Origin of the sequence: Calothrix sp. CCY 0018 (assembly GCF_963920925.1) — a bacterium.
Lineage (GTDB): Bacteria > Cyanobacteriota > Cyanobacteriia > Cyanobacteriales > Nostocaceae > Rivularia.
Genome location: NZ_CAWUDI010000058.1, coordinates 16,394 through 35,633, shown reverse-complemented (window position 1 = coordinate 35,633; position 19,240 = coordinate 16,394). Strand labels below are relative to the sequence as shown.

The window sequence follows — 19,240 nt, the reverse complement described above, 5'->3', positions numbered from 1 at the left end:
CCCATAAAGGCGATGGTATTTCTACTTATTAATTCATCATTGGCAGTATTAAAACTGTGATAATTAGCAAATAATTAAATTAGTAGATGTGAATTTGCGTCGAAAAAGTAGGATTACTTTTTAACATAAAAAAGCACCTCTGGTTAATAAAACCAAGGTTATAACGATTGCCGTCGCCAATTTTTGCCGGTGGAGTAATTATTTATTAATATAGATTTTTATTTAAAATATAAAACTGACGTATATTGATACGCCTATATCTATACAAATATTTTATAGCTCCTTTCATTTGCATTTTCAACTTAACCCACTTTGTATCATCGATGCAAGCAAAACAAAAGTTTGATTAAAAGCTGCCAAAATTCAATCATTAATTAGTGTTCGAGCCTTCATTGAGAATCCTCGTCCAAGAAAGGGCGAGGAGCATTTTACGATATAGAAATTAAATTTTGAACACCTAATCAGTTTCAGGAAAAACTTGTACTTTACCATTAGGGTTAAGAACTGCACGAAGTCTTACATTCTGTCCGTTACGACTAGAAGAAACGAAAGGTTGACCAATTTTTGGAATACCAGCACTGTCAACATAATCTCTTGCAGCTTTTCCTAAAGGAAGAATTTGTTCGAGGGCACCATCAACACCTACTGTCATACTGTATTCCAAAGGCTGTGATAAACCACTAGGTGGTTTCCAGCGTTTACTAAGATAATTTCTGACTTCTACAACTTGATTGGTATCAAATAATGTTTCGCTATTGGCTGCGGCAGTTGTTGTAGGATTATTTTCTTTTGATTCTGTTGCTATGCTGTTAGATTTAGGCAAATTAGTCAGCAAATCATTTCGATCATTTCCAGTTTGAGGAATTGCACCCGTTTGTTTTGAAGGATTTTCTGGAAGTTTGGCTGTAGATGGATTAGTCAGCGATGGCAAACTAGTTTTACTTGTAGGAGTTGATCCAGAAACATTTCCTCCAAGATTCGGTTTAGATCCAGGAGAATTAGGAGTTAGAGGAAAAGGTGGTTTTTCTAACTGGGGTTTTGTCGCTGCGCTACTACCAAAACTATCACTACCTGATGGCAGTAAAGGAATGTTCGACAAACTACTTGACGGGTTTGTAGAGGCTGAAGGAAAGGTTGTACCAGGCTTTTGAGTTGCTGCTAAGGTTGGAAGGGGGGATGCCCCCGGCACTGGTGAAGAAGCATTAGGCAGATTTAAACCCGTACCTAAATTTGGTAATGGCGATAGAGTCGGTAAAGGGGTAAGCGAACTCTGTGGTGTTGGTAATGGAGTTAACAGCGTAGAAGCAGGATCGTTTCCAATTTCTTTGTTTGCTGTTGCCACGGTTTCACCCGTCTTATTTTCTCGAAGACGGTTAGCATATTGAAGGGTAAGTGGCATTAAACCCAAGCCTAATACCAGCACGGCGGCAACAGGTGCCCAACCAGGTATTGCAAAGCGATTTATACCAGGTTGCGATCGTTCGCTGGGTAAAGCAACAACATCAGCCATATACTCATCTAAAGCTGTTGCTAAATCAAATAATTGCAGCAAGCCTAATTGAATTGAAGCACCGCTAACCTGGTTCGCTAAGGAACCAAGAAACAGTTGATGAGTCAAATTGCTGCTTGGTTGTAAATAAATATTTCCCCTATAGGCAAATTCATTTCTAGGGTTAGAAATATTTGGTTCCAAGTTAGAAACATCTTCCACCGATGTTGGCTCAGATGTTTTACTGGCTGAATGTGCTTCAACTCTCGAAGCCCAGAAATTTTCTGGTGACTGTTGCAAGATTTCCTGTACGTAACCTGAGACTGCCGTAGATAAAGCTTCCAACTGATCCCGGTCGCCTTGGATTATAATAAGTTCTTTTTCAGGTTGTCGCGGATCGTCAAAACGAAGGTTAAATCTGACCTGCTTGAGAACGGATTTACCCATCCAACGCGACAAAGGAGAACTTTGCGCCAAAACTTCTAACGTGCAGGTAGGCGGCGTATACCGACGAATCACTGAATTTGATAGAGGCATGGCAGTAAATGCGTCTTGGACATTTCAAAATTTGGTTGAACGGTCTATAAGTGCTAACCAGAGACGGCGATGTCCACCGGGACCACTGTAAAATACTAAATCTATCAGTAGTTTGAGTGCCAAATTGGTGAGTATATCCGTTGATATTTTCTCATCCTCTTCCATCCGCTCTTGATAAGTGTTGCAGAAAGCATCGATGTAATCTCCTAATAAAGCGGAGTAATGAGGTTCGCGGTTATTTTGAGCATTTTGTTCTAACAAGTCAACAGCACGACGAATTAATTCTTGGTGCTGCTTGGCAAGATAGCAAGTAATCAAAACTAACGAACGAGCTTCTTCTACATCTAATTTTTTTCTGCCTCCCTGACCTTTACGTATGGGATTAGATTGGCGCAATCGCCACAGCGCCACCCGGTCTGGTACTCTTGATTCTAAATTAAGATTAATTGCCGCTGAGAGCATTGCCTCGGAGCCGATGCCAGTCAAAGCTTCTAGCGCCAACAGCACCAAATCAATTTGGGCTTTGATATCGTCCCATTGAATGGATCTTGGGGCGGCAATATTAGTTAAATCCTCCCACTGGGAACTAATAGTGGGTGAATCGCCAGCAGAGTGCATAACTTTAAGCATAGGTGATCGGGCTGGTAAGGACTGTTGCTGTTACCCATTTTGAAACCAGACTCTCAACATTTTATATTGGTTTCCGCAAGCAATAGCAAAAAGTTCGCAATTTGGCAAGCTTTTTACCTGATTTCAGTCAACAGCAATTTGTCTTTTATCTACTTTAGATTCAATCTCTGTTTTGTCAAAGGGAAATTTTTAATTGGTAATTGGTAATTGGTAATTGGGCATTGGGAATTGGGGATATCTTATTTCATAATCCCCTCGCTAATAATTCCTAACTCCTAACTCCTAACTCCTAACTCCTAACTCCTAACTCCTCACTGTTTAATATACGCGATCGTAACCCCAGTCCCACCATCATTTTGCGGTGCTGCTTCGTAATTGCTAATTCTAGGATGCTGCTTTAAAAAAACGTGAACTCCTTGGCGCAGTTTTCCGGTTCCGTGTCCGTGAATTATCCATATTGCTCTATCAACTTCTGAGATTGCTTTATCTAAAATTAATTCACTATCGGCTACTCTTCTTCCACGTAAATCTACGGTATTTCGGGAAGTTCTAATTAAAGGCGTATTTTCTACAGGAGGCGGTGGTGGTGCTGGTTTTGCTGCTGGTTTTGCTTTAGCTGGTGACTCTGCTTTTTCTCCACTTAGAGATTCTACGTCTTCCAACTTGACTGTCATTTTCATGATTCCAAAGCGGACGTTAAATTCCCCATCTTCGTCAGGGGCTGTTAACACTTCTGCGGTTTGTCCTAATTTGGGAATGCGAATTCGTTCGCCAACTTTGGGCATAAACCCGACTTTTTGCTTAGGTTCTGTTTTGGGTATAAATCTATCTGCTAATTTATTTATATTATCGGTAGCTTTTTTCGCGTCTTGAGCAGTTGGATTGCCTTGCTGCAAACGTTTAATTACAGCAGCTATTTCACCTTTTGCTGAAGCAATTGCTTGCTGTACTGCTATTTCCTGAGAGGCACGTAAAGATTTTTCCCTTTCCTCTAAGTCGGTAGCTTTTGCCGAAACTTCTTTATAAAAACGTTCTGCTTGCTGCAACAAATCTTGCGCTTGTGCTGCTTTTTCTTCTTGACGACGACGTTGGGCTTCTAATCCAGCAATAACTTGGTTAACTTCATCCGTTGCACCACCCATTTCATCTTTTGCTTTTTCTACTACTTCTGCTTTTAATCCCAAGCGAGAAGCAATTGCTAAAGCATTAGAACGTCCGGGAATTCCCCAGAGTAAACGGTAAGTTGGTGACAAAGTTGCTTCATCGAATTCTACCGAAGCATTTTCAAAACGTTCGTCTTGATATTTGAGTGCTTTCAATTCGCCAAAGTGGGTGGTAGCAATTGTCAGCATTGAATTATCGGCAAGATAACGCAACAAAGCAATGGCTAAAGCACTACCTTCTACTGGATCGGTACCTGCTCCAACTTCGTCGAGAAGAACTAAGGAGGAAGGAGTGGGGGAGGGGGAGAGTGGGGGAGAGGGGGAAGTAAAATGTTCTTCTTCTTTATCCCCTTGTCTACGGACACTTTCCTCAACGCTTTGAACCCCCGCACGGAAGTGTCCTCCCCTTGTCTCCTTGTCTCCTTGTCCCTCTTCTTCAACTGTGGAAACTGCATCCAAAATCCGACTAATCCGGCGAATATGCCCAGAAAAAGTGGATAAGCTCTGCTCTAAGGATTGTTCGTCACCAATATCTGCTAATATTTGGTCAAACCAAGGCAATTCTACCGGCTCGCGGGCGGGTACGAATAAACCTATTTTTGCCATTAATGTTGCGAAACCCAGGGTTTTAAGAGTTACTGTTTTACCACCAGTGTTTGGCCCGGTAATGGTAACAACTCGAATATATGGATTTATAACTAAGTTTACCGGAACTACTGGATGCCCTTCTTCGTGATGCTGCTGCCATATTAATAACGGATGTCGTAATTCCCGCAAAGTAATATTTTCTTCAACAGGATTAATAAAACGAGGGGGATTCGCTTTCAACCAAAAGCTGTACCTTGCTTTCGCTGTAGCTAAATCTAAAATAGTTGCTACAGCTAATAATTTTTCTAAATCTGGTTTTACTTCAGCTACTTGCTCTGATAAATTGCGGCGAATTGCTTCTTCTTCTACTTGTTCTCTTCGCAATAATTGACGCAGTTGATTACCCATCGGTACAACGGAATTGGGTTCCACATATAGAGTGGCTCCGCTTGTCGAAGTGTCATGTACTATACCGGGAATTGCATCTTTATGGGGTGCTTTTACCGGAATTACAAATCTGTCGCTACGTTGAGTGATTATTGTTTCTTGAAGGGCGTTCGCCTTTACCTGGATGATATTTTGCAGCTTTTTAGTGATTTGACTGCGGTTTTGACGCAGTGAATTGCGAATATCGCCGAGTTTCTCACTAGCACGGTCTGTTACTTGTCCTCGCTCGTCAATACAGCGATGGATTTCTTTTTCTAATTCTGGATAAGTTCTTAGATCGGCAACTAATTCGGTTAATACTTCTAAATCTGGATGGTTATCGATTAGACGACGTAGATTTCTGATTCCCGCCAAGGTTGTGGCGATCGCTAATAATTCATCCCCTGCCAAAATGCCTTTGAGTTCGGCTCTTTCCAAGGAATCACCGAAATCTTGAATCCCTTCAAAGGAAATCCCATTGTCTAAACGATTTTCTAATTCGTATACTTGCTTGGTTTGTTCTAATAAATATTCGCTTTCTGCTTGAGAAGAAGGTATCGCGATGTTACGTGAGGCGATCGCCCCCAGCTTGGTTGCCGCGAAAGTGGACAAATGCTGGCATAAGCGGGACCATTCCAATAATTCTAGTGTTTCTGATTGGATCAAGGCTATTTAAATAATATTTTTGAAGTTATGTTAACAATATTAGCGATTCTGGACGCTTGCAAACCGGATGTCTGTATTTTTTATATTCTGTTAGTGATTTTTACTTCGGTGTAGATTTTTAAACCTAGTTATCTATAATATATATTCTTTATTCCCATTTATTTTATACACAATTTATACCTATATGCATTAGTACTTTTTAAGGCTGTGGTAGAAGTCAATCAATAAGCTTATTTTACAACGACGATTCCGATCTTTTTAGATATACAGCTAATAAAGTCATCTTTTTTATCCAGCTTTTAGCTTTTAGCGGGTTTAATACCGAAGTCGTCAATTGGCTTGCAAGCAGTCTTGTTAAGGTTTAAATTTCCATCCAATTCCCAACTAATAGCGGTGGAGCTTTTAATAAAAATATTCGCGTACTTCAAGTTGTAAACAATTATAATCTATTTTTGCTTTAGTCCTAAACATCTAAATCGCACAATTAAAGGTAACTACAAAATATTTATAAGTTTTTAATAATACTTTGACCTTCGCTATATCAACTTCTTGTAATATAAAATACTTTTTATAGGAATTTATTAAGGGTAAATACTTTGTTTTTTGGGAGTGTTTAGAAAAAATACTTGTATTAAGTATTACTAAGTTAAAACCAAAAAGATCAATTAACTTATACCTAAATATCTTTGTTCGCCCTATTTTGAGCTTATTATTGCTAGAAGGGTAGGTCAAAGATTCCGGATAATAGCGATGACTAAATTGAAATATCAAACGAGTAAAACCCTAGTTCTAACATGGATGCAGGATAAATAGAAAAACACTCTTGTTAAGTAACGAGACTAATAGTATCGTTTGACAAATTTATCAATGATTTTTTAATGCGATTTTTTATCTGTTCTACTTGAAACAATCAGTTTCAAAAAAACTGCTCACAATACTCCCACAATTTGATACTCTAGCTTAAATACATGAGAATAAGTAAAAGCGCGTGGATATTCAAATTGGGCGGGGAAAAACAGCCCGCAGGGCTTACGGCATAGATGAAATTGCTTTAGTGCCAGGTACAAGAACATTAGATCCAGCATTAGCGGATACGACATGGCGTATCGGTAATATTGAGCGAGAAATTCCCATAATCGCTAGTGCAATGGATGGTGTCGTTGATGTTCGTATGGCTATATGTTTATCAGAAATAGGAGCATTAGGGGTACTTAATTTAGAGGGAATTCAAACGCGGTATGAAAATCCAGAGCCAATTTTGGATCGCATCGTTGGGGTGAACAAAGATGAATTTGTACCCTTAATGCAAGAACTTTATGCAGAACCAATTAAGTCGGAATTAGTAAAACAACGAATTCAACAAATCAAATCGAGCGGTGGTATCGCCGCAGTTAGCGCGACTCCTGCTGGTGCTAGTAAGTATGGTTCGTTGGTAGCTGAAGCTGGAGCAGATTTATTTTTTGTACAGGCTACAGTGGTTTCTACCGCACATCTATCTCCTGAATCGATAACTCCTTTGGATTTAGCTGAATTTTGTCGGGAAATGCCCATGCCAGTAGCTTTAGGTAACTGTGTCAGCTATGAAGTCACTCTTAACTTAATGAAAGCTGGTGCTGCTGCGGTATTAGTCGGAATTGGACCTGGTGCCGCCTGTACTTCCCGTGGAGTCTTGGGAGTAGGTGTTCCTCAAGCAAGTGCGATCGCCGATTGTGCGGCTGCTAGAGATGATTATTACAAAGAAACTGGAAATTACGTACCAGTAATTGCCGATGGCGGTTTAATCACTGGCGGCGATATTTGTAAATGCATTGCTTGCGGTGCTGATGGTGTAATGATTGGTTCTCCCTTCGCTAGATGCGCCGAAGCCCCCGGACGCGGCTATCACTGGGGTATGGCAACCCCATCTCCCGTATTGCCTCGCGGCACTCGCATTAATGTAGGCACCACTGGTACTTTAGAACAAATACTAACTGGGCCAGCACAACTTGATGACGGTACTCACAATCTTTTAGGCGCTTTAAAAACAAGCATGGGTACCCTGGGAGCAAAAAATCTTAAAGAGATGCAGCAGGTTGAAATTGTTATTGCTCCATCACTATTAACAGAAGGCAAAGTATATCAGAAAGCTCAACATTTAGGCATGGGTAAATAAATAAATTGAGTCAAAAGATATAAGGTATGAGAAATATGCAATAGTTAGCGATTGGTTGGGATATGACGATTATTCAAAAAACCATCAATCGTTAACTATTTTCAATTCAATACAGCTAAGTGTCCAACATATTCTTAAAGAAATTTTCCTTACTTTTAAACTATGGCTGGAAAAATCGCATATGTCGCCTACAATAGAAATAGCGGAGACGCATGTTTCCGTTCACTCCTCACACCACACTCCGCCCGGACTATTGTTCGGGCGGTTCCTTATGCGTTGGAATAAATTTTCGCGCTACTCTGTAAATGTATATTCCAAATGCAAAAGCAGTGGTTTTTGCTGTGGTAAAATTTGACAAAAATCAAAAACATCTGAATTATAAGGTTTTAAGGCATGTCATCAGCCACACAAGTTACAGACTCCAGTTTTAAGCAGGAAGTACTCGATAGTGAAGTTCCTGTGTTAGTTGACTTTTGGGCACCCTGGTGTGGGCCATGTCGCATGGTAGCCCCCGTTGTAGATGAAATTTCCTCACAATACGAGGGTCAAATTAAAGTTGTAAAAGTTAACACAGACGAGAATCCTAATGTTGCTTCTCAATACGGTATCCGCAGTATTCCTACACTGATGATTTTTAAAGGTGGGCAAAAAGTTGATATGGTTGTTGGAGCGGTTCCCAAAACCACTTTAGCTAATACTTTGGAAAAGTACCTTTAAAAATTTATCAACCTGCATTTTGTTAATTAAGTCAGCTTAAAGATTCAAGAAACTAGGTTTATTATCTGTTAAGTATCGCAATGTCTAATACTTGACTATATAAATCTAGTTTTTCTATTGATGCGGCTCATTTCTGTCAACGAAGAATCAGACGCTTTTACTACGAATGTCACGTCAATCCTTCATTAGTTAACAGATAGGCTGATTTAATAAACTAAGTACCTGTGCAAAATTAATTTAACATTTGGTTTACACAGGGAACAGCGGTCAGACCCCGCCGCCGAAAGGCGCACTTGTAGCTGACCAAGAGAGGGAACAGCTATATGAGTGAGTAGTAGATATACAAATAATTGTGCTTAACTACTTGTAGCTGATTAACAAAATTAAAGGGTTGCGCTGGCAACCCTTTTTTAATAAATAAAATTTCAAATTCTAAGATCGAGGTTTTTTCTGTTTCAATTTTTGCTTTCTTCGACGAGCTTGAGTAGCAACTACTGCCGGATCGAGTGGATAACCAACTACCGGAATCACCTGATATTTACGTTCTTCTTCAAAGTCTCTTAATGACTTATAATCAAGCCAGTGGATGCAATCTACAGGACAAGTATCAATAGCTTCTTGGATTACTTCTTCTGAGTCACCATCTTGACGCATAACGCGGGAACGCCCGTAATCGGGTTCGATATAGAAAGTATTACGAGCAACATGGGCACAGTGCTTGCAACCGATACACGTAATTTCATCGACGTACACGCCCTTTTGACGCAGCACACCGCCCAATTCCGGTTCCAAACCAGAACGTTGGGAATCGTCTCGCAAGAAACCCCCTAATTCCGGTTCAAGACCAGAACGATTATCTTGTTCATCTTCCGGCGGCAAAAAATCAGACATTACGCACTCCAGCGCTGTACTACTAAGCGAATTGAACCATCTTGATTCTGTTTCTGTTCGCTAACTTGAAAGCCAGCTTTCGCAGTTTCTTCAACTACGGTACGGTAAGCATAACGCTGTGTAACTTGACGCAAAAACCCTTCTACAGAAAGATTTTGTGCCCAATATTGTAGGTCGGCTACTAATTCGTATTCTTTCCCGTTCCATTTAAAGCCAATATCGTAGCCATTATCTTGCTCGATAGCAATTTCAGCAGTATGAGTTATACCTTGATAGCCGCTTAAGAGATGCGAACCACCTTTCCAAGCTACACCTAAATCGGTGAGAGCTTTTTTCAAAGATTCAATATTGCGAATTTGAGTCTTAATCTGGCTAAAATGTGACATAATAGTTTGTTAGCAGTGAGACTAAACGTTTATTTGCGTGGAAAATTACCAATTGCTAAATGTTGCTTGAGTATTCGCAACATCATTTTGAGAAAACACTTTGGCGGTGAAATATTCTGAGGTTGGCTCGTGAGCAAGTACAATACCTAACTCCGCTTCAATAGCAGCAGTCACTTCAGCACAGGAATTACCAACTATTCCAGTAACTTTTTCTTGTACTCTACCATCTGGATAAATTATAAATTCTAACGTCTCCATGCTTTTGACCAACCATGTTTATTGAAGTTTCTATATGCTGCCGTGAAGCGGAATATAAAATCCTGCCCCAAATCACAACATTTTCCCTTAACGATAAAATTAGTCATTAATTAACTAATTTTCTATCCTCCAAAATATTTTTATTTAAAAACGTTACAAAAGTTATTATTTGAAGTAGTGTTTACATCAATTATATGTAAGTTTCTCTTAATGAAGCACATAAGTCAAGCTGAAAATGAAGCTGCTTAATATAATTATCTCCGAAGGTATAGAGTTGGGCTATACCTGAAGGTATAAGGTTGAAAATAAAAAAAATAGATATACAACCCATGATTAGAATTGATTTATGTCTATAAAGGTCGTAAAAAGCAGCTGACGGGGATTATTTTAAGGCTATAAAACAATTAAAGCCTAAAAAAAATTAAAAATTACGAATCTTAAACTATTTTAAGACTTACCCAAAGCACTGCTTCAAAAGGCGGTTGAGGGAATATTTACCTCTGGAATGCCCAATTTGTCGTTGCGGTTGCGTAAGTCCTATATTCGATCAAATCTAAAAAAAAGCTTTGTATATCTGTAAATACATCAAATTATTAAACGAATAGCATTAACTAATTGTTAATTGCCTAATTGTTGTTCTTCTTTAATTCCCTCATCAAAAACTAATTCAGAGGTTTGAACAATAAAAGGAGTCTCAGAACCTAGTAAACCACGTTTAATATGTTCTTTTGTTTCACGAAAAACTACGAACAAAGGATATATGGTATTAGTTCCTTCATTCAAAATATGACTGTAACGAGGAGGCATAAACCACTCGTAATCTTTATCCAACCAAACTTGAGTTTGTCGCCATCGTGCTAGTAAATCAGAAAAATCTTCATCAGGGCGATGAATAAATACAAGAATTTCAATCCCCGTTTTAATTTTCCATTCTGGATCGCACATCAATATTGCTAAATCGCAGGGTAGACAAGTTGTCTGGGGCAAATATGAATCAGTCTTACGAATGCGGATAATTGGTAGAGGAATTGTAACAAGACTTTCATCCGGGCGACGCAAACTCGGAATCATTTCCAAATAAGGGCGATGCTGCTTTAAAAGAGCAACAGCAGCAGAGCGATCGCTATACTCCGCCAAACTGATTTCGTATTGTGATTTTTGTACAGGCATAAAGGATTTTAGATTTTAGATTTTGGATTAAGAGTTAGGAGTGAGGAGTTATAAGTTATAAGTTAGGAGTTGAAAGTTAAGAATAAGGAGTTATCAATTAACTATTTAGTGTTAACTGTTGACTGTTAACTGATAACTGACAATTGTTTATTAGCCTAATTCTTCAAAGACTGCGAACATTGGTAGGTACATTGAAAGCAAAATCGTGGCTACCATACCACCAATAACTACAATCATTACTGGTTCTAAAACGCTAGTAAGAGCTTTTACTGCTTGTTCAACTTCATCTTCATAAAAATCGGCAACTTTCATTAACATCCCGTCTAATTCTCCCGTTTCTTCCCCGATACTCATCATCTGAATTGCCATAGGAGGAAAGCATTGTTCTTTCTGCAAAGCAAAACTAATCATTCCCCCCTGTTGAACTTCGTTTCTTGCAGAATCAATAGCGTTAGCAATTATCTGGTTTCCTGATGTATCTCGGACAATTTCTAAGGAGGTTAAAATTGGTACTCCGGAACGAGTTAAAGAACCAAATGTACGGCTAAATCTTGCAATTGCAGATTTTTGAATTAAGTCACCAAATAAAGGTAGTTTTAAAGAAAGAGCATCGATATTTAATGTGCCTACAGGTGTCTTATAGTACATATCAAAAGCTACTTTTGCTCCGACAACAATACCAATCAGAACAAAAAGCCTCCAGCTTGTAAGAACACCACTTATCCAAAGCATAAACTGCGTTAGGGCTGGTAATTCTGTTCCCAAATCTTTAAATATATTGGCGAAAATTGGAATCAGAAAAATAGTCATTGCCAGGAAAATGATTACTGCTAAACCACCTACTACGGTAGGATAAGACATAGCGGATTTGATTTGGTTTTGCAGTCGAGCCGTATCTTCTAATAATTTGGCTAAACGGTTGAGAACTTCATCCAAAACACCCCCGACTTCGCCAGCTTGAACCATGCTGACATATAAGCCATCAAAACATTGGGGATGCTTCCGCATTGCATCAGAAAGGTTAACACCATTTTGCACTTCACTACTAATATCTAATAGTGCTTCTTTTAGTTTCGGATTGCTGCATTGTTCGGAAAGCACTCCCAAACTTCTCACAATTGCAACACCCGCATTTGTTAAAGCCGCAAATTGACGAGAAAATATAGCTTTATCTTTAACTGAAACTGTAGCAAGTTTATTTTGCAGTTTTGTTAAATCAAGAGCTTCACCGATATCAAAACCTTTAAATTCTTTTAAATCCTGGATTACAAAACCTTTTTGTCTCAACTCACTCCGAGCATCTGATAAAGATTTTGCAACAATTTTTTCTTGTTTGGATTTCCCTTCTGAATTCCGAACGCTAGCAACGAAAGTGGGCATAATTTATATAGTTTAAATTCAAAAAAAACAAAATCTTAATTTGTTGGATCAAAAAATACTTAGTAGTTAGTAATTGAAAAAAAACTGATAACTAACTACTAGTAAATTGCTTACCTTCCTAACGTCTTACAGCAGCTTTACCATTAGCTGTTGGTGCTGAACCAATTAAACGTTGAATTTCATCTGGCTTGGAAGTTTTTGACATTGCTGCTTCAAAAGAGATGGTTCCTGCTTTTACATAATCGGCAAGAACTTTCTCTAGAGTTTGCATTCCTACTTTCGCACCAGTTTGAATTGCTGAATAAATTTGAGCAGTTTTTCCTTCACGAATCATGTTGGAAATAGCGGGAGTAATAATCATGATTTCTTGAGCCATTACTCGACCAAATTCATCAGGTTTAGGATTTTTCTTTGATACTAAAGTTTGGCTAAATACAGCGACTAAAGAGTTTGATAACTGTACCCGAACCTGAGTTTGTCTGTCAGCAGGAAATACATCGATGATTCTATCAACAGTTTGTGCTGCTGAAGAGGTGTGCAAAGTACCAAACACTAAGTGACCAGTTTCTGCTGCGGAAATAGCAAGAGAAATTGTGTCTAAGTCCCGCATTTCTCCAATCAGAATAATATCTGGATCTTCACGCAAAGAACCTTTTAAAGCATTAGCAAAACTTTTTGTATCTTCACCCAGTTGACGTTGGTGAATGAGACTTTTTACCGGCTCGTAAACAAATTCAATCGGATCTTCAATTGTTAAAATATGTTCTGATTTTGTCCGGTTGATCAAATCGATCATTGCCGCCAAAGTAGTTGTTTTACCAGAACCCGTGGGGCCAGTTACTAATATCATTCCTTTAGGTTTGTCACACATTTCGCGGACAACATCTGGTAAACCCAATTTATCAAAGTTAGGAATTTTGGAACTTAATGCTCTTAAACAAGCAGCGTATGTACCGCGTTCTTTGTAAACGTTCACCCGGAAACGTGCCAATCCTTTAACACCATAAGAACAATCCAACTCCCAATTTTGTTCGAGGATTTTACGTTGAGAGTTATTCAACATACTAAAAATTAATCGCTGACATTGATCTGAACTTAAAGCTTCTTCTCCGATAGGTGTTAACTTACCGCTAATCCGAAAATAAGGAGGTAAACCAGCGGATAAATGCATATCCGAACCTCCCATTTCAATCATTTGTTCCATCAAATCTTCAATCATCATTTCCATTGTTTGTGCCCCTTTTATTTATTAGTTATTAGTTGTTAGTGGTTAGTTGTTAGTTATTAATCCTTTAAAAACTCATAATTATTAACTCCTAACTCCTAACTTTTATGAGTTAGTCTTGAAATCTTGATGTCATACAGTAAGGACAATCCAACCATTCCGGCTGCAATTGAGCTTCACAACTTCGACAAGTTAAACCACTCTTACGTTTAGCTTTTAACTCTGCTTCCAAACCTGTATCGGTAAACGTTACCCGCTCTACTTCTTCGAGAGTGGTAGCTCCTTGACGCACCAAATCCAAACTGTAAGCAAGCAGGGTTTTCATTCCTTCTTCTACTGCTGCTTCTTTAATTAATTCTGTTGGTGCTTCTTCGTTGATTAAAGCTTGGATGCGTTCGGTAATTCTCATTACTTCGTAAACACCGGAACGTCCTTTATAACCAACACCCCCACATTTTTCGCAAAGTGTATTGTTAGCTTTAGCTTCTTGGACTTGATCTATAGTCAAAGTATTGGCTTTATAGAAAGTTACATCGGCTTCTTGAGATGCCGACAAGCCGTAACGTGCGAGTTCTTGCGAGGTTGGCGCGTACTCAATACGACATTCGCTACATACGCGACGCATCAAGCGCTGTGCCAGAACTCCGATTAAAGAACTGGAAATCATAAAAGATTCAATACCCATTTCTCCGAGACGGGCGATCGCACCGGGAGCATCGTTGGTGTGCAGGGTAGTTAATACTAAGTGCCCCGTTAATGCTGCTTCAATTGCTGTTTTCGCCGTTTCTTTATCTCGGGTTTCTCCTACAAGTAATACGTCGGGATCTTGTCGCAAAAATGCTCGCAATGCAGTACCAAAATCCAGTCCTTTTTCCCGAATTACCTGCACCTGTGTAATCCCCGGTAAACTATATTCCACGGGGTCTTCTACAGTACTGATATTAATGTCGGGAGAATTTCGTTCGGCGAGGGCAGAATAGAGAGACGTTGTTTTACCAGAACCCGTTGGGCCGGTAACAAGAATTAAGCCAAAAGGACGGCTGACCATCTCCTGAACAATTTGCAATGTTTCGGGGTCGGTAATTAATTTATCCAATCCCAATTGAGTTGAGGAGTTATCTAGAATTCGGAGAACTACTTTTTCTCCGTAACGACTTGGTAACGTATTTACCCGAAAATCCACTTTGCGTCCTTCAAACATCCGCCGAATACGTCCATCTTGGGGAAGACGACGTTCGGCGATATCTAAGTTGGCAATAATTTTGAAACGGGCTGTAATTGCTGGAATGATTTTTTTTGGTAATGCGTCAAAAGCTTCCCGCAATACACCATCCTTACGAAAGCGTATACGTAAATTTTCTTCTTGGGGTTCGATGTGAATATCGGAAACCCCTTCGTGTAATGCTTTGGCAAGGATTCTATTTACCAGGTTGATAATTGGCGCATCCTCAGCGCCTTTCATTGCCGAACCTAAATCAGCTTCTGCTTCTTCTGGAGCATCTTCTAAGTCAAGATTATCTAGATTTTCTAAATCTTGGTTGAGATCGGTTGATTGTTCTTTTTCTATATGCTTCTGTTTGAGTGCCATTTCATCCAAAAATTGGTTGATTAGCTGCTGATAATCTTCTTGAGTGATTACCATTCTTTGCAAACTGAAGCCTTGCGGACGTAAAACCCGATTCAAGTCGTCGGAAGCCTCTAGATTATCTGGATCTACCATCGCTACCAAAACATAGGGTGGATTTTCATCCTCATGTTTTGATAATGGAATTAAGCGATGGCGACGACAAATATCCACCGGGATAAGAGACTCAATCAAGCCTCCCACCGAAGTTGCCCCTACTTCATTAACTTCGGGATCTAAGGATTCTACGCCATAGAGAATTTTAAGCTCAAATAGCTGTTGCTTTTTATATTCGCGAAGTAGCTCTGGTGATAGCTGCCGCCCTGCAATCGATTCGATAACCTCAGTTAAAGGTCTACCTGATTTGCGACTTTCTATAAGTGCTTGCTTCATCTGGTTGTTATCCACAAAGCCAGATTGAACAAGTTTGTTACCGAAAGGCGAAAACTCCGATTTTACGCTCAGAGCGGTACTACGCCTTTTTTGTGACGAATAAGTCATATATTGAGATGATGGATGCTGCACATTCCGTACTATTTGAGTATTCCCAACCTGGAGTGCAGAATTTTCATTTCAACCAAGAAATCTTAGCTAAAATTTTTTAAACGGATTAATTACTGTATTTATTCGTGTTTATAGCTAGGTTTGGGGAACGTTGGATCTGGGAATGGGGAATGGTAGTAGCAGTCACAATATTTATCTATTGAATGGGGCGCATGAGGCAAACCCTACCTGTTCAAGGTCAGAAATTTCTACAAATTAACTTATACAGGAAAGTCATTAATACGTTCACTATTTGCCATAATCATGACGGTGATGCTACTTCGGTAAGACCACAAATAGATCGAAGTTTCCCCCAGCAGCAATTAACTTTTAATCGCTGTTGTTTTATGAGGTGGTGAAAACTACCCTATAAAGTATTACTAAATGATTGGAAAATAGTGGCTGGATTAACAATCATTTCTATTAGGACACAGCAATCCCCCAAAGGCGAACAAACAGAGGTAAACAAGTAATGAACAGCGACTCTCCACAAACAAATCCCAATGCTAACGGCGATGTTAACGAGCAAGTCACAATTGAGGCAAACGTAGCAGATTCGGCTACGGCTAATCCAGAAGATGAGAAAGTAAACCCAACCAGCGCTCAAGATAATGCTGGTGCTTCAGATTCGGCTGAAATAAAATCATTAAAGGCGCAGTTGGATGAGCGTAGCAGTCAATATATGCGAATTGCGGCAGATTTTGAGAATTACCGCAAACGCACGCTCAAAGAAAAAGACGATTTGGAATTACAGGTGAAGCGCAACACGATTACAGAATTATTACCAATAATTGATAATTTTGAACGAGCGCGAGCGCAAATTAAACCCCAAAATGATGGCGAAATGGGGATTCACAAAAGTTATCAAGGCGTTTACAAACAGCTAGTAGACTCTCTCAAACGCTTGGGTGTTTCGCCAATGCGTCCTGAAGGTCAAGAATTCGACCCTAACGAACATGAAGCAGTAATGCGCGAACCTACGGATGAATATCCAGAAGGAACAGTGTTAGAAGAGTTAGTACGCGGATACTTTCTTGGCGATCGCGTGCTACGTCATGCAATGGTGAAGGTGGCTGCCCCTTCGGAAGATAACTTTTCTGGGGAGGATTCGCAGTCTGGGGAAGCAAGTACTTTAGACTAGTTACCACTCTTTTACTAACCTTCATCAGATCAACGATTAATCATAATCGGGCGAGCATCGCATCCCAATTGATCGACGATTACCATCACCGCGCTTTTTATTATCAACGATTAGGGATGGACAGTTTTCTATTTTCTATAAACTATGTTGTTTGATTAAGGAAAACTGTTCCCCATAAATCGTTGTTAAAATTGCATTTTTATAGAAATAATCAGTAAAAATACCGATAGTTATGGGAAAAGTTATTGGGATCGACTTGGGCACTACCAATAGTTGTGTCGCAGTTTTGGAAGGTGGGAAACCCCTTGTAATAGCTAATTCAGAAGGCGGACGTACTACTCCGTCTATTGTTGGATTTGGCAAAGGCGGCGAGCGCTTAGTTGGTCCTCTGGCAAAGCGCCAAGCAGTAACTAATGCGGAAAACACTATATACAGTATTAAGCGATTTATTGGTCGTCGTTGGGATGATACTCAAGAGGAACGCGCTCGCGTACCATATAGCTGTGATAAAGGTAGAGACGATACTGTTGATGTCCAAATTCGCGGACGCAATTATACGCCTCAAGAAATCTCCGCAATGATTTTGCAGAAGTTAAAGCAGGATGCGGAAAGTTTCTTGGGTGAAGATGTAACTCAAGCAGTAATCACAGTTCCGGCGTATTTTACTGATGCTCAAAGACAAGCGACTAAAGACGCAGGCACAATTGCTGGATTAGAAGTACTGCGAATTATCAACGAGCCAACCGCTGCGGCTTTAGCATTTGGTTTGGATAAACAAGATGAAGAACAGTTGATTCTTGTATTTGACTTGGGAGGTGGAACTTTTGATGTTTCTATCTTGCAACTCGGAGATGGAGTATTTGAAGTAAAAGCAACTTGCGGTAACAATCACCTCGGTGGAGATGATTTTGATAACTGTATCGTCCAGTGGATGATGGAGCTTTTTTACCAGCAAGAAAAAATTGACATTTCTGAAGATAAGATGGCGCTGCAACGGTTGCGGGAAGCTGCTGAAAAGGCAAAGATTGAACTTTCCACTACACCGAGTACTTCAATCAATTTACCGTTTATTACCGCTAATGAAACCGGGCCGAAACATTTAGAAATGGAACTTAGCCGTTCCAAATTTGAAGAACTCACCAGCGATTTGATTCAAGCTATTGTTGAACCAATGATGCAATCGCTCAAAGATGCAGACCTCAAGCCAGATATGATGGATAAAATTATTCTAGTGGGTGGCTCCACTCGCATTCCGGCAGTACAAAATGCTTTAATGAAGTTTTTTGGTGGGAAAGCTCCAGATCGTTCCATTAACCCCGATGAAGCTGTAGCTCTTGGTGCTGCAATTCAAGCTGGGGTGTTGGGTGGTGAAGTTGATAATTTACTGCTTTTGGATGTTACTCCTTTATCCTTGGGACTTGAGACTTTAGGAGAAGTATTTACCAAAATCATGGAGCGTAATACTACAATTCCTACTAGTAAATCTCAGGTATTTTCCACAGCAGTTGACGGACAAAACTCGGTAGAAATTCACGTTCTTCAAGGTGAAAGAGCGATGGCGCGGGATAATAAAAGTTTGGGTAAATTCCTTTTAAATGGAATCCCTCCGGCTCCGAGAGGCGTACCACAAATTGAAGTCTCTTTTGAAATTGATGTCAACGGTATCCTCAAAGTAGGCGCTCAAGATAAAGGTACTGGTAGAGAACAAAGTATTCGGATTACCAATACAGGTGGTTTGAGTCAGAATGAAGTAGAAAAAATGCGTCAGGAAGCCGAAACCTATGCTGAACAAGACAGAAGACGCTTAGGGTTGATAGAATTAACAAATCAAGCTAATACTCTCTTGCACAGTTACGAATCGGCTTTGGTAGATAATGCTGACTTAATCGACGAGCAACTCAAAGCTTCTATTGATGAGAAGTTAACGCAATTGCAAGCTGCAATGGCTAACCAACAAATACCCGTTGCAGAATTCAAACAGTGTTTAGACGAGTTTCAACAAACGGTACTCGCCATTGGTGCAGAGGTATACAGTCGCATTAATACTGGAAACTACGAAGAAACAGTTGAACCGGAACCGTCCGATAATTCCGATAGTCTTTCCATTCCAGAAACAGAAGATAGCGAAGCATCAAAAGAAGCTTTTGCACCGCAATTCAATTTTGATTTTGACGAAGATAATACAGTCCAAGCTGATTACGAGGCTATAGATTAATTGCGAATCAATATATTTGATATATTATAGTGCAGCACA

At 39.7% G+C, this 19,240-nt stretch carries 14 protein-coding genes; 4 read left to right on the top strand and 10 right to left on the bottom strand.

The genetic code is table 11. The features are described 5' to 3' along the window. Positions 1–457: 457 nt before the first annotated feature. From ACM03V_RS29905 to ACM03V_RS29895, 3 genes are all read right to left on the bottom strand, one after another. Positions 458–2,026 carry a DUF4335 domain-containing protein gene (locus tag ACM03V_RS29905; RefSeq protein WP_414624445.1) on the bottom strand — a complete coding sequence of 523 codons (1,569 nt, stop codon included), beginning with the start codon at positions 2,024–2,026 and terminating at the stop codon, positions 458–460. A gap of 24 nt (positions 2,027–2,050) precedes the next feature. Further along, a complete protein-coding gene (locus ACM03V_RS29900) occupies positions 2,051–2,656 on the bottom strand; it encodes a DUF3038 domain-containing protein (protein ID WP_414624444.1) in 606 nt (201 codons plus the stop codon). 311 nt (positions 2,657–2,967) lie between these two features. Further along, positions 2,968–5,499: an endonuclease MutS2 gene (locus ACM03V_RS29895; protein ID WP_414624443.1), complete on the bottom strand. Its 2,532-nt coding sequence runs from the start codon at positions 5,497–5,499 to the stop codon at positions 2,968–2,970. A gap of 988 nt (positions 5,500–6,487) precedes the next feature. On the opposite strand from ACM03V_RS29895, the gene ACM03V_RS29890 reads away from it, so the two are divergent. Both ACM03V_RS29890 and trxA read left to right on the top strand, forming a co-directional pair. After that, positions 6,488–7,651: a GuaB3 family IMP dehydrogenase-related protein gene (locus tag ACM03V_RS29890; RefSeq protein ID WP_414624442.1), complete on the top strand. Its 1,164-nt coding sequence runs from the start codon at positions 6,488–6,490 to the stop codon at positions 7,649–7,651. Positions 7,652–8,044: 393 nt separating this feature from the next. Beyond that, positions 8,045–8,368 carry a thioredoxin gene (gene trxA / locus ACM03V_RS29885; protein WP_096659245.1) on the top strand — a complete coding sequence of 108 codons (324 nt, stop codon included), beginning with the start codon at positions 8,045–8,047 and terminating at the stop codon, positions 8,366–8,368. 432 nt (positions 8,369–8,800) lie between these two features. Here trxA and ACM03V_RS29880 read toward each other — a convergent pair whose 3' ends face one another. From ACM03V_RS29880 to ACM03V_RS29850, 7 genes are all read right to left on the bottom strand, one after another. Beyond that, on the bottom strand, positions 8,801–9,259 hold the full coding sequence (locus ACM03V_RS29880) for a ferredoxin (RefSeq protein ID WP_414624441.1): 459 nt from the start codon (positions 9,257–9,259) through the stop codon (positions 8,801–8,803). Further along, positions 9,259–9,645, bottom strand: a complete 387-nt coding sequence (locus ACM03V_RS29875; protein ID WP_414624440.1) for a DUF1257 domain-containing protein — start codon at positions 9,643–9,645, stop codon at positions 9,259–9,261. The genes ACM03V_RS29880 and ACM03V_RS29875 overlap by 1 nt, the downstream gene beginning before the upstream one ends. Positions 9,646–9,690: 45 nt before the next feature. Beyond that, positions 9,691–9,903 (bottom strand): DUF2997 domain-containing protein, encoded by a 213-nt coding sequence (locus ACM03V_RS29870; RefSeq protein ID WP_414624439.1) that lies wholly within the window; start codon positions 9,901–9,903, stop codon positions 9,691–9,693. A gap of 618 nt (positions 9,904–10,521) precedes the next feature. Next, on the bottom strand, positions 10,522–11,073 hold the full coding sequence (locus ACM03V_RS29865) for a hypothetical protein (protein WP_414624438.1): 552 nt from the start codon (positions 11,071–11,073) through the stop codon (positions 10,522–10,524). 150 nt (positions 11,074–11,223) lie between these two features. Then, the gene (locus tag ACM03V_RS29860; protein ID WP_414624437.1) at positions 11,224–12,453 is read right to left on the bottom strand and encodes a type II secretion system F family protein; all 1,230 of its coding nucleotides are present in this window, start codon (positions 12,451–12,453) and stop codon (positions 11,224–11,226) included. A gap of 118 nt (positions 12,454–12,571) precedes the next feature. Further along, positions 12,572–13,681: a type IV pilus twitching motility protein PilT gene (locus tag ACM03V_RS29855; RefSeq protein ID WP_414624436.1), complete on the bottom strand. Its 1,110-nt coding sequence runs from the start codon at positions 13,679–13,681 to the stop codon at positions 12,572–12,574. A gap of 109 nt (positions 13,682–13,790) precedes the next feature. Next, positions 13,791–15,803, bottom strand: coding sequence for a GspE/PulE family protein (locus tag ACM03V_RS29850; protein ID WP_414624456.1), 2,013 nt, complete (start codon positions 15,801–15,803; stop codon positions 13,791–13,793). A gap of 514 nt (positions 15,804–16,317) precedes the next feature. On the opposite strand from ACM03V_RS29850, the gene grpE reads away from it, so the two are divergent. Together grpE and dnaK are read left to right on the top strand one after the other, a co-directional pair. Beyond that, positions 16,318–16,986 carry a nucleotide exchange factor GrpE gene (gene grpE, locus ACM03V_RS29845; RefSeq protein ID WP_414624435.1) on the top strand — a complete coding sequence of 223 codons (669 nt, stop codon included), beginning with the start codon at positions 16,318–16,320 and terminating at the stop codon, positions 16,984–16,986. Positions 16,987–17,218: 232 nt separating this feature from the next. After that, the gene (dnaK, locus tag ACM03V_RS29840) at positions 17,219–19,201 is read left to right on the top strand and encodes a molecular chaperone DnaK (RefSeq protein ID WP_414624434.1); all 1,983 of its coding nucleotides are present in this window, start codon (positions 17,219–17,221) and stop codon (positions 19,199–19,201) included. Positions 19,202–19,240: the final 39 nt, after the last annotated feature.